Origin of the sequence: Nakamurella multipartita DSM 44233 (genome assembly GCF_000024365.1) — a bacterium.
GTDB classification, from domain to species: Bacteria; Actinomycetota; Actinomycetes; order Mycobacteriales; family Nakamurellaceae; genus Nakamurella; species Nakamurella multipartita.
This window is the reverse complement of sequence record NC_013235.1, coordinates 5,346,836-5,359,257: the sequence shown is the minus strand read 5'-3', so window position 1 is coordinate 5,359,257 and position 12,422 is coordinate 5,346,836. Positions and strand designations below refer to the sequence as shown.

The 12,422-nt window shown below is 75.5% G+C and carries 6 protein-coding genes; 1 reads left to right on the top strand and 5 read right to left on the bottom strand.

Annotated features, from left to right (window positions below):
* Nucleotides 1-3 precede the first annotated feature (3 nt).
* From NAMU_RS23845 to pdxR, 5 genes are all read right to left on the bottom strand, one after another.
* Nucleotides 4-2,175, bottom strand: coding sequence for a bifunctional lysylphosphatidylglycerol flippase/synthetase MprF (locus NAMU_RS23845; RefSeq protein WP_015749899.1), 2,172 nt, complete (start codon nucleotides 2,173-2,175; stop codon nucleotides 4-6).
* A gap of 81 nt (nucleotides 2,176-2,256) precedes the next feature.
* On the bottom strand, nucleotides 2,257-3,636 hold the full coding sequence (gene eccB, locus NAMU_RS23840; protein ID WP_015749898.1) for a type VII secretion protein EccB: 1,380 nt from the start codon (nucleotides 3,634-3,636) through the stop codon (nucleotides 2,257-2,259).
* A 45-nt stretch (nucleotides 3,637-3,681) separates the two neighbouring features.
* Nucleotides 3,682-5,547: a type VII secretion integral membrane protein EccD gene (eccD, locus tag NAMU_RS23835; protein WP_138180449.1), complete on the bottom strand. Its 1,866-nt coding sequence runs from the start codon at nucleotides 5,545-5,547 to the stop codon at nucleotides 3,682-3,684.
* Between the two features lie 110 nt (nucleotides 5,548-5,657).
* A complete protein-coding gene (gene eccCa / locus NAMU_RS23830; RefSeq protein ID WP_174299014.1) occupies nucleotides 5,658-9,656 on the bottom strand; it encodes a type VII secretion protein EccCa in 3,999 nt (1,332 codons plus the stop codon).
* A 191-nt stretch (nucleotides 9,657-9,847) separates the two neighbouring features.
* Nucleotides 9,848-11,374: a MocR-like pyridoxine biosynthesis transcription factor PdxR gene (gene pdxR / locus NAMU_RS23825; RefSeq protein WP_015749895.1), complete on the bottom strand. Its 1,527-nt coding sequence runs from the start codon at nucleotides 11,372-11,374 to the stop codon at nucleotides 9,848-9,850.
* A 28-nt stretch (nucleotides 11,375-11,402) separates the two neighbouring features.
* Between pdxR and NAMU_RS23820 the strand changes: the two genes are divergently transcribed.
* Nucleotides 11,403-12,344, top strand: coding sequence for a DMT family transporter (locus NAMU_RS23820; protein WP_217180617.1), 942 nt, complete (start codon nucleotides 11,403-11,405; stop codon nucleotides 12,342-12,344).
* The last annotated feature ends 78 nt before the right edge of the window (nucleotides 12,345-12,422 follow it).

The window sequence follows — 12,422 nt, the reverse complement described above, 5'->3', positions numbered from 1 at the left end:
GGGTCAGTGCTTGACCACCGAGATCATGTCCCGCAGGCCGGCCGTGGGCAGGTAGGCGCGGGTGATGGCGATACCGATCCGGGGCAGGTCGCCCTCGTCCCGGAAGGCCATGTACATGGGGGAGAACCGCGGTTGGAACTTGCCCTTGAACGCGTGCAGTGACCGGAACCCGTAGACGGGCTCGAGTTGTTCGCCCAACGTGTCCAGGAACTTCTCCACCGGCGTCTCGCCGTCCGCGTCACCCGCGGACCGGGCCAGCGGGGCGCCGGAAAGCGAGACGAACTCGGCCCCGTCCTGCTTGAACCACTGGCAGGAGGAGGCGATCAGGAACTCCATCGTGGCCCGGAACCCGCCGTCCGCGCGGCGCATCAGGTCCAGCGTCCAGCCGCGGACGTGACCCTGCGGCCCGTAGACCGGCATCCAGGACGTCACGCCGTGCAGCTTGCCGTCGGCGCCGACGGCCAGGCCGACCTTGACCTCCCGGTCCAGGGCCTCGGTGACCCCGCCCAGGGTGAAGCCCATCTCCGGCAGTTCCTTGTCGCCGAGCCACTGCTGGGACAGTTCCTCGACCTGGCGGACCATCGACCAGGGCTCGTCGGCCAGGCTGACCATCCGGAAGCTGACCCCCTCCTTGGGCGCCTTGTTCAGGGCGGTGCGCACGTCCTGCCATTTCTTGCCCTTGAACTCCAGGGTCGGCAGGTCGATCAGGTTGTCCTCGGCGACCTGGGCGCTGGACCAGCCGAGCCCATCGGTGACCTCGGTGGTCGTCCGGCTGCAGCTGAAGATGTAGGGCACCAGCGCGGCCTTGTCGCACATGGCGATGAAGTCGTCGATGATCCCGGCCGTGGACCCGGGCGGGCCGACCGGGTCGCCCAGGGCGACGGCCACCCCGGCGTGCTTGCGGAACGCGAGGTAGCCCTGACCGTCGGCGGTGATCATGTGCCGGTTCTCCGGCCAGGTCGTCATCCAGGAGATCGTGTCCCCGCCCCACCGGCGCAGCAGGTCCTTGGCGGTGTCGGCGTGTGACGTGCCGGAGGCCAGCCGCCGCTTGCTGCGCCGCGGCACCCGGAACGCACCCCGGCCGGCGATCAGCATCACCATGTAGATCAGGTAGAGCAGCGACTGGGCGAAGAACTCGGGCAGCCCGCCGTCGACGTCCAGCTCGCCCGCGCTGGGGTCGACGGCCAGCAGGATGGCGACCAGCCCGACCACCAGGGCCAGCAGCACGATCAGGGCGCACAGGACGACCGTGCACCACCAGGCCCAGCGGTAACCGCGGCGCAGGCCGTTGGCCACGAACAGGAACAACGCCAGCTCGATGATCAGCACCCACCACGACTCGGGGGTGTCCTGCGACGGGCCGAGCGGGGTCAGCCGGTCCGGCAGCAGGTTGGCCAGCAGGGTCAGGGTGGCGATGACCAGCACGCCGATCGCGGCCAGCAGCCGCAGCTCGTGCCGGGTGGGCAGGGCGCGGGCGCGCAGGGCGTGCGGGCCGGCCAGCCGGGTGGAGAACGGCATCGACAGCACGACCGCGATGAAGTGTTCGGCGTCGGCCATCTGGCCGACGAACAGGACGGAGAACAGGACGTAGCCCCAGATCGCCAACCGCAGCCGCAGCCGCCACGGCGGCCGGACGGTGGCGCTGGCCACGCTGACCGCGGCCAGCATGCCGGCGGAGAAGCCGACGTCGGTCTCGGCGGCCCGGGCCTGCACCCATTCCCACCCGGAGTTGCGGAAGATCAGGAAGACCAGGGCGGTGATCAGGACCGCGCCCCACTGGTAGAGAACGCAGATCACGACGGTGCGGGCGGTGCCCAGCCGCCATTCGGAGAACCCGGTGATCAGCGCGAACGCACCGGCGACGTAGACGTAGAAGAAGGGATCGAGGGCGAAGAACATGCCCCAGATCAGGGTGAGCCAGCGGCCGTCCTCGAAGGCCGGCAGGCCGAAGGCGACATCCTGGTACCAGGACTTGTCCTCGATGGTGGTCCACAACGTGCCCAGCACCACCGCCAGCACCAGGGTGAGCACGACGTAGGTGGTGGTGAACGGCAGCCGTTTGATCAGCCGCAGCCAGGTCGGGGTGGGCCGGGGAGCCGCCGGCTCGGCCGGCCGGTCGGGGGCGACCGGACTGACGGAGGTGGTCGGCGTGCCGCCGTTCTCGACCGGGGTCATGGCGGAACGGTATCTTGCCGGCCCGGCCCGGTTGATGATCACGACGCCGACACCGGCCCTGATCGAGCCGGGCCCGCCGCGCTAGGGCGCCGGCGGGGCGGCGGCTGCGGCCGGGTCCAGGGTGGGCCCGACCGGCAGGGTGGCGATCAGTTCGGCCGGCAGCCGGGCGACCGGGGCGCCGGCCAGGCCGAGTGTCTCCAGGGCCCGCTGCCCGGACAGCGGATACCGGATGCCGGCGTCGGTGACCAGGTACACCGTGATGCCGGTGCCGTCGGCGCCGGCCGGTTCGGCGATCAGGGCACCGGTGCCGGGTGCGAGCCGCACCGGGCCGGACCCGGTGGCGGCCGCGCCGGTCGCCTCGGCCGGTCCGGCCACCAGCTCGGTCACCGCACTGCCCAGGTAGCGCACGCACATCTGCTGCTCGCCGGGCGGCAGCGTGGCCAGGGCGGGGGCGGTGGCCGGGGCGGCCGCCACCGTGCGGTCCGCGGCCGGCAGCGGGGTGGGCGCAGCCTCGCTGACCTGGGCCTGGCTGACCTTCAGCGGGGTCGGGCTGCTGCCCGGATAGGCGGCGGTCAGGGCGGGGTCGGCCAGCAGGAGTTGGGCCTGCAACGGGGTCAGGCCGGCCAGCCCGTCCCGGGTCATCACGTAGAAGGCATTGGTCCGGTCGGCGTAGACGGTGCCGACGATCGTCGGGGTCAGGGATCCGGGCAGGGCGGGACCGGGTTCGCCGAGGCCGGCGATCGTGACCGGGGCCAGCGGCGCCCCGGCCGGCAGGGCCGCGACGAAGGAGTCCGCGACCGCGATCGGCTCCGGGTTCCGGTAACCCAGGGCCTCCAGCCACTGGTCGGGGACCGGATGCGCCCGACCGGACCAGATCAGCGCGGTGCGCCCGGTCTCGGTGCGGACCAGGTACCCGTCCGAGTCCGGGACGGCGCTGCCGGCGGCGACCGCACCCGGCCGGGTCTCGGTGCGCAGGTCGGCACCGTCGGCGGCCCGGCCCACCGCGCAGACCGACCAGTCCACGCCCACGATGTCGGCCGCGTCGGGCAGCGAGTCGGGGGCCAGCGGGATGCCGATCATCGGGCCGCGCACCGCCTGCGCCAGCGAGGCGGAGGACACGGTCACCACATGCAGCCGGTCGCCCAGCAGCAGCCGCGCCGAGCCGTAGTTCAGGATCGGATGCAGGACGCCGTCCAGGTAGACGTAGCGGGCGCCGGTGTCGTCGTCGACCACGAACGCGCCGGGTTCCTGCCAGGCCGTCGAGCCGCCGGGCCGCAGCACCCCGATGATGCCGGCCACGGCCAGCAGCAGCACGGTGACGGCCAGGCCCCCATACACGCCGGCGCCGAGCCGGGCCAGCGGGGCGGCCGAGGAATCGAGGTCGCCCCGGAGCAGCGCCGCGCTCAGCCGCCGCCGGTGGAAGCGCTGCGCCGCGACCTCGTCGCGGGTGTCGGCCGTCACCGGCCGGCCCGCCCGGTCCGGGGTTCGCGCACCGTGCGCACCGGGTCAGCCCCCGAGTCCGCGGACGAAGTCGAAGGCCCCCAGGACGGCCGCCACCAGCGGGATCGTCGCGATGGTGAGCAGCAGATCGAGGATCTCGGCGGCGCGGGCGCGGGCCGGGGACCGGGTGATCCGGCCCGCCGCGATGACGGCGCCGGCCGCGGCGGCCATCCCGGCGGCCACCGCGACACCGGCGGCCACCGCCGGCGACGCGCTCGTCGTGAGCATCCCGGCCGGGACCGCGAGGAGCACGCCCAGCCCGGCCAGCACCAACGGCAGCCGCTCGCCCACGGTGGGGAACAGCCGCCCCCGCAGCAGCATCGCGGCGCCGACCACGGCCGCCAGCGCCTGGCCGGCCGGCTGCCCGCCGAAGGCCAGCAGCACCCCGGCGGCCAGCGCGGGCCAGGCCAGGCCGTGCACGAAGCCGGTGAGCAGCCGCACGGCCCGCACGGTCCGGGTCCGCACGTCACCGATGTCGACCGGCGGGCGGGTGGCATCAACCTGGTCGGCGCCGCGGGGGAGCGGCTCGGGGTCGAAGGAGGTCAGCCGCAGTGCCGCCGCCGGCACCAGGGGCATCAGGCAGACGGCCAGGCCGGCGACCAGGGCGGCGGTACCCAGCTCGGTCAGCTCCAGGGATGCCCCCGCGGCCAGGGCGAGGGCCAGCAGCGCGGCCCCGGTGACGACGGCCGCCAGCGTGGTGGGCCGCGCGCCGATGGCCAGGGTGGCCGTGCCGGCCAGCACGGCCGCGGTGAGCACACCGAGCAACCAGGGCAGTGGCCCCCACCCGCTCAATGCAGCGGAACCCGCCGCCGCCGTCGCCGCCGCGGCGGCACCGGCGCCGACCGACACCAGGCCCAGGGTCAGGGCCACCCCGGCGTCATGGAGGCGCCTGGCCACCAGGGCGGCCAGCGCCTGAGTAGCGACGGCGACCGCGGCCAACACCACCGCGGGGGCGGCCCAGGGTGGTCCCAGGGTCAGCACCGCGACCACCGCCAGCACCGCGAAGGCGGCCGTGGCCCCGATCGCGACGGCCCGCCCGGCGGCGGCCGGCCACCGGCCCGGATCGGCCCGCACCGTGTCGGCGACCGCGTCGGCCACGTCGTCGTAGACGATCTCGGGCTCGGCGGTGTCCGCGCCGGTCAGGAACACCGTGGCGCCGTCACCGAGCCGCTCGTCCAGCAGCGTGGTCGACCCGGCCAGCCGGCGCCCGGCCGCGGTCCGCAGGATCCAGCCGCCGTGGGCCAGGGCCTGTTCCCGCAAGGAGCGAGGCGCCACCTGGAGCACGGTCTCCAGGACCTCGGCGATGGTGGTCCGGTCCGGCAGGGCCAGGTCGACCCGGGACGAGGGCGTGCGGACGCTGACCGTGACGATCCGGCTGACCGGCCCGAACGCCGATTCGGTCGCCGCCGGGGGGCCGGGCGATCCGGGTCGCTGACCGGCCGGGGGCCGACGCGCGGCCCGGTCGGCCGGGCCGGTGTCGAGCACCGGTGTCGGGCCGGCCAGCCGGGACGGGGTGTTCGGCCGACCCGGGCGGACGGCCGGGGTGCCGGAGGCGGGGGCCCACGGGCTGGCCGGGGTTCGCGCCGACCCGTCCGCGCGCGCGGACCGGCCGGCGGGCCGGGCGACGCTCGCCCGTCCGGTCGCCGGGTCACGGCCGGGGCCGGCGCCGGGGCTGGAGTTGGACCCGGGCACGAGGTCGGGGTCGGGGCCGGGTTCGGAGCCGCGGTCGCGGTCGGAGCCGGGGCCGGACCCGGGGACGGCTCCGAGGTCGCGGCCGGCGCCGGGGCCGGCGAGAGCCGGCTCGGCGTCGGGGGCCTCGGACAACGCGGCGGGCGGTGCGAAGCCGGCCCGCCGGGCCCCCGGCGGGTCCATCAGCAGCGGCCGCCGCGGCCCCGCGTCGGCGGCCTCGTCATGGCCCGCCGGTGGGGGTATGACCGCGGGTGGGCCGGGCCGGTGATCATCGGGGCGATCGGGCGGCGGCATCATCGATCCCCCTGGTCCGGGTCGGTGTCGGCCACCGCGGTCCCCTCGTCGAGCACGATCTGCACCAGCCGGTCGGCGCCCCGGCGAGGTACCCAGAACCCCCGGCCCGGCGGTTGCGGCAGCATCCGGCTGCGACCGATCAGCGGGCCCTCCGACTCGGGGCCGGACAGCAGCAAGGCCGGCGTCCCCACGTCCTTGAGTGTGGCGTAGACGCCGTCGTAGCCGGCCCGGGCCGCGCCGCGGGCCTGCCGGGCCACGATCAGGTGCAGGCCCAGGTCAGCCGCGTGGTCGAGCAGCGGGATCAGCGGGGCCAGCGGGTTCGACCCGGCCAGGCGTTCGTAGTTGTCGACGATCAGGTAGATCCCGGGTGACGGTGGCCGGCCGGCCTCGTCCGGGGTCGCGTCGCTGGCCGGCGGCCGGGCCGCGAGCCGCTCGAGCTGGGGGGCGAGGGCGGCGACGGCGGCGGCGGCGTTCCGGCCGGTGGCGGCCGCCCCGATCAGGTGACCGGGCCGCCAGGGCAACGCCATCAGGCGGCGGTCGGGGTCAAGGACGAGGAACCGGGCCGCATCCGATCCGGGCCGGTTCGCCACCTCCCGGATCAGACGGGTCAGCACGGTGCTCTTCCCCGACTGCTCCTCGCCGAAGACGATCAGGTGCTGATCGGTAGCCGGGTTCCACCGCACCGGCCTCAGGTCCTCGTCGACGCCCAGCACCACCCCGGCTCGGTCGGCCCGGCCGCCCGAGACCGGCAGATCGGCGGCCCGCAGCGTGGTCGGCAGGGTCCGCACAGCCGGTGCCGACCGGCCCGGGAAGCGATCCCGGACCACCTGCACCAACTGGCGGGTGGCCGCCGGCAGGCCCACGGCGGTGGGCCGGCCGTCGATCCGGGGCACCGCGGTCAGCAGGTGCAATCCGTCCCGGGTCAGCCCGCGCCCGGGCCGGTCCGCGGGCACGGTGGCCGCCGCCCGCGCGGTCACGGCCGAGTCCAGCGGATCACCCAGCCGCAGCTCGACCCGGGAGCCGATCAGGTCCTTCAGGGCGGGCCGGAGTTCACCCCAGCGGGACGCGGTCAGGACCAGATGCACCCCGTAGTTCAGCCCGCGCGCGGCGACGGAGGTCAGCCGGGCCTCCAGGGGTTCGAAGGATTCGCGCAGGCCGGCCCAACCGTCGACGACCAGGAGCAGGTCGCCGAAACCGTCCGGCGCCAACGACCCGCCACCCTGCGCCGCGGTCCGCCGCCACTCAGCGACGCCGGACACACCGGCTGCGGCGAAGGCCCGCTCCCGCTCGGCCAGCACCCGCTCCACGACCGCCACGGTCCGGCGCACCAGGTCCGGCTGGGACCGCCCGGCGACCACACCCACCTGGGGCAACCCGGCCAGCGCGGCCAACGAACCGCCCCCCAGATCCAGGCCGTACACCGTCAGTTCGCCCGGCGCATGGGTGAGGGCGAGCGCGCAGATCAGGGTGCGGACGGCGGTCGACTTGCCGCTCTGCGGGGCACCGACGATCGCGACGTGTCCGGCCGCGCCGGACAGGTCCAGTTCCAGCAGACTGCGGGTCTGTTCAAGCGGGCGGTCCACCCAGCCCAGCGGGACCGGGCCGAAGCCGGCACCGGTCGCCGGCCGGGTGGCCGGCAGCAGCCGGTCCAGCGACGGTGGCTGGTCCAGCGGGGGCAACCAGACCTCGTGGGCGGGCACCCCCGTTTCGGCCAGCCGGGCGACCGCGATCTCCAGCAGGCTGGGCCCGGCCACCGGGACCGGGGCGGGGTCCCCGGCGGCGTCGCCCGGGTCCGCGACGGTCCGCGGCGCGTCCGCCGGCCGGCCGGGCGGGGCCAGCCGGAACACCTGCGGCGCCGCCCACCCTCCGGCGTCCGGGTCCGGCTGCGGGTCGCGGACCGGGCCCGAGACGAAGGCCGCCTTGAACCGCACCAGTTCGCTGGTGTCGAACCGCAGGTAGCCATTGCCCGGCGCGGTCGGCAGCCGGTAGGCGTCCTCGACGCCGAGCACGATCCGGGACTCGGCCGCGGAAAAGGTCTTCAGACCGATCCGGTACGACAGGTGCGTGTCCAGGCCGCGCAGCCGCCCTTCCTCCAACCGCTGCGAGGCGAGCAGCAGGTGCACCCCCAACGATCGACCGAGCCGCCCGATGGTGATGAAGGTGTCCAGGAATTCGGGTTTGGCGGCCAGCAGTTCGCTGAACTCGTCGACGACGACGAGCAGCGTGGGCAGCGCGGGCAGGTCGGGCCGGTCGGTGGCCCGGGCCCGGTCGTAGTCGCGCAGGGAGGCGGAATCCCCGGCGTCACGCAGCACCTGCATGCGGCGGCTCAACTCCCCGGCCAGGGCGTCCTTCATCCGATCGACCAGCTCCAGGTGATCGGTCAGGTTGGTGATCACCGCCGAGGTGTGCGGCAGCGCATCCAGCCGGGTGAACGTCGCCCCGCCCTTGAAATCGACCAGGACCAGGTTGAGCACGTCCGGCGGGTGGGTGATGGCCAGGCCCAGGACCAGCGTGCGCAGGAGCTCGGACTTGCCCGACCCGGTGGCCCCGACCACCAGCCCGTGCGGCCCCATCCCGCCGTCGGCGGCCTCCTTGAGATCCAGCTCCACGCTCTGACCGTTGCTGCCCACGCCGATGGCCACCCGCAGCCGCTCGCGGGGCGGGCGGGCGCGCCAGCTCACCGCCGGGTCCAGGGCCCGCACGTTGGCCACGCCGAGCAGATCGGTCAGCCCGGTCGTCCTGCTGATCACCGGTTCCCGAGTTGGGCCCCCGGGCAGCCGCAGGCCGGCGATAGCCCGGGTGGTCGCGGCGGCCGCGGCCGGGCTGACCTGGTCGGGGACGCCGACGTAGCTCACCAGCTGCGCACCGGTGCGGTCCACGGCGACGGTGAGCACGTCACCGCCGACCACCCGCAGCCGCAGGCTCCGGTCGGCCGGCAGCTCACCGGTTTCGCCGATCTGCAGCACGGTCACCCCGAGCAGACCCTGGGGGCCGCCGAGATGACCGCCGGCGGCGGCCCGGCCGTCCCCGTCGACCAGCACCAGCAGGTGGGCGCGATCCACCAGCGGGCCGGAGTTCGCCTCGGCCCACGGCCGGCCGGCCAGTTCGTCGGCCAGCACCGACTCGAGCTCGGGCAGGCTGCCGGCCACGGCCAGCACCGGCGGCTGCGTCGGCGACCCACTCGGATCGGCCAGGTGCGGAGCCCATTTGAGCCAGTCCCAGGACCGCAACCGGTCGGGCCCGCCGTCCGGCGGCAGGCACACCCCGATCCGCAGCTCGGACGGGGCGTGCCAGCAGACCGCCTGCAGCAGCAGGGCGGCCGCCAGCCGCCGGCCGGCGGCCAGGTCACCCTCCAGCCGGATCGTCGCGAACGAGCGCAGGGCCACCGCGACCGGGAGGTCGGGCACCGTGCCAAATGCGTGCACGAACCGGTCCCGGGCGATGGCGGCGACCGGATCGACGTCGTCCGGAATCTGCTCGGGGGCGGTCAGCGTGAGCGACAACGGCTGCTCGCCCACCCCGAGCCGCAGCACGGCGAAGTCCGGGTCGGCCGGCCGACGTTCCCACAGCCGGCTGGTCCGGGCCAGCGAGCCGAGCACCTCCGGGGACGGGTGCACCCAGGTCAGGGCCAGCCGCTGGGCGGCGGCCGCGGACCGGGCCTGCTGCCGCGTGCGGTCCACGTGCCGCAGGTAGTCGCGCCGGGCGCCCGCGATGCGGCGGGCACGATCACCGCCGACCCGCACCAGCTGACCGGCGGCGACCGCGACCATGGAGACGCCGAACAGCACACCGGCCAGCAGGTGCAGGCCCGATCCGCCGGCGGTGAAGATCAACACCATCGCGCCGAGGCCGGCCAGCGCCGGCAGCAACACCAGCACGGCACCCGGGCCGCCGCTCGACCGCGGCGGAATCGTCGGCGGGGGCCGGAGATCCAGGGTGCCCACGGTCATCGCCGGGGGCTCCCGGCGCGGCGGCCGGCGAAAGACCGCAGCAGTCACGGCGAACCCTCCCGACCGGCCTGGGCCGGGCCCGGAACGATCACCGCAACCCCCTCGTCAATGGTTCACCGCGGCCGAAGCTACACCGCAGGGCAGACGGCCAAGGTCCGGCGAACGGCGCCTGTGGATAACCGGGTCGGGTGAGGGTCGGGCAAGGTGCGGGCTGTGCACAACCGGTTGACCGGGGTCGGTCAGGCCCGCCCGATCACCGCGGCCAGGGCGGCCACCCCCTCCTCGATCCGCCCGGCCGGGGTGGCCGCGTAGCCCAGCACCAGCCCCGCCGCCCCCGGCGCGATCCGATGCCAGGACAGCGGCTGCACTTTGACCCCGGCCGCCAGCGCGGCCGCGGCGATGACCCGGTCGTCGACGGGCGCCGACGGCGGCGCGTCGAGGGTGACGGTCAGATGCAGCCCGGCGGCGGCACCGTGCACGGTGGCGGTCGGCAGGTGCCGGGCCAGGGCATCGACCATGGCGTCGCGTCGGCGGCGGTGCCGGCGACGGACCATCCGCAGGTGGCTCTCCAGGTGCCCCTGATCCATCAGCCGGGCCAGCACCAACTGTGGCAACGCCGGGTTGCCCAGGTCGGCCTCGCGTTTGGCCGCGATCACCTCGCCCAGCAGGTCGCGGGGCGGCAGCAGCCAGCCGATCCGCAGCGCCGGGGCCAGGATCTTGGAGACACTGCCGGTGTAGCAGACCCGGTCCGGCACCGCTGCCCGCAGCGCGGTCACCGGCGGCCGGTCGTAGCGGTGTTCGGCGTCGTAGTCGTCCTCGACGATCAGCCCGCCGTCGGCGGCCCAGGCCGTCAGGTCGCGCCGCCGGGTGCCGTCGAGCACGACCCCCATCGGGAACTCGTGCGCGGGGGAGACGAGCACCGTCGCGGCGCCCGAATCCCGCAGCGCGTCCACCCGGAGCCCGGCCCGGTCGACCGGCACGGGCACGGTCGTCATCCCCCAGTGCTGCAGCTGGCGGCGGGCGCCCAGCGATCCCGGATCCTCCACCCCGATTCGATGCTGCCCCCGTCGGGTGAGCGCCCGGGCGAGCAGGGCCAGCGCCTGCGCGACGCCGGCGACGATGACGATCTCGTCGGGATCGGCGGCGATGCCCCGGAACCGGGCGAGCCAGCCGGCGACCGCGGCCCGCAGCCTCGGCGTGCCCGCCGGATCCCCGTAGCCGAACGCGGCCGGGGTCAGGTCGTCGAGCACCGCTCGCTCGGCCCGCATCCAGGCGGCTCGGGGGAATGCGGTCAGGTCGGGCAGCCCGGGTGAGAGGTCGAACCGGGCCGGCGCCGCCCGCAACGCGGTGAAGACGTCCGCCGAGGTCTCGCCGAACAACCCGCCGGGCCGGCTCTCGGTCACCGGGGTCTGCCGGTCCGCGCGGGCGGCCGCGGAGCCGGGGGAACGAAGCGGTGGATGTGCCACCGCCGCTCCGGCCGCCGCCACCACCGTGCCCCCACGCCCGGCCGTGACCACCAGCCCGTCGTCGAGCAACCGGCGGTAGGCCTCGGTGACCACCCCCCGGGACACCCCGAGGTCGGCGGCCAGGGTCCGGCCGGCCGGCAGGCGGTCCCCGGGCCGCAGCCGGCGGTCGGCCACCGCGGCCCGGATCCGGTCGGCCAACCATCCCGCCTTGCCGCCCGCCGGAGCCTCGTCCGTCCGCAGGGACAGGAAGTCGGATGCGCCTTTGGACCTGTGAGACGGGTGCGGAATGGACTCCTCCATCGGGCCATTCTTGCCGCAGAGTGGACCGGTGACCACACCGACCATGCGCCCGAGCACGGCCCCGGCGGTGCTTGCCGGCGGGGCCGGCATGGCCCTGGTCGGCAGCAGCGTCGGGGTGTCGCAGACCTTGATCGACGCCCCGCAGTTCACCGCCCAGGCGGTGCGCTACGCGCTGGCGGCCATCGTCCTGCTGGGCATCCTGGCGGTCGCCGGGCAGCGGCCGCGGTGCCCCCGCGGCCGCGAATGGGGCTGGCTCGCCGGGGTCGCGCTCAGTGGCCTGGTCGTGTTCAACATCGCCGTGGTCCGCGGGGTGGCCCATGCCGAGCCGGCCGTCATCGCGGTGGCCGTGGCCTGTGCGCCGATCTTCCTGAGCGTGCTCGGCCCGCTCGCCCAGCGGCACCGGCCCGCCCCCGCGATCGCGGTCGCGGCCGTCGTGGTGACCGGCGGCAGCGTGCTCGTGGTCGGTACCGGGACCACCGACGCGACCGGGGTGCTGTGGGCGATCGTGGCGCTGGCCTGCGAATGCGGCTTCACCCTGCTGGCGTTGCCGGTGCTCGGCCGGCACGGACCGTACGGGGTGTCGTTGCACTCGGTCTGGCTCGGCGCGATCATGTTCCTGGGCCTGGGGGTGACGGTTGAAGGCCCGCGCGCGGTGTTCTCCTTGTCGGCCGGCCAGTGGGTCGCCGTGGGCTGGTTGGCGGTCGCCGTCACCGCGGCGGCGTTCGTGCTCTGGTATTCGGCCGTGCGGACGCTCGGCCCCGGACCGGCCGGCCTGATCACCGGAATCGCGCCGGTGAGTGCTGCCCTGTGCGGTGCGCTGCTCGGCGCAGCCTGGCCCGGCCCGGGGGTGTGGCTGGGAATCGCGGTGGTGGTGGGTGGGCTGGCTGCCGGCCTGCTGACGACCCGGGCCGGTGCCCGGCGAGATCCACCGGCCCCGCTGCCGCAGCCGGCTGAGGTGGATCTCGCCTGACGGACGCGCATCAGTGCCAGAACGCGCCGATCTGCTCGACCTGGGTGGCCAGATGCGTGCCCAATGGGCCGGGGTCAC

Coding starts and splice junctions, on each gene's coding strand:
- NAMU_RS23845 (WP_015749899.1), bottom strand. CDS start 2,175: ATGACCCCGGTCGAGAACGGCGGCACGCCGACCACCTCCGTCAGTCCG.
- eccD (WP_138180449.1), bottom strand. CDS start 5,547: ATGGACCCGCCGGGGGCCCGGCGGGCCGGCTTCGCACCGCCCGCCGCG.
- pdxR (WP_015749895.1), bottom strand. CDS start 11,374: ATGGAGGAGTCCATTCCGCACCCGTCTCACAGGTCCAAAGGCGCATCC.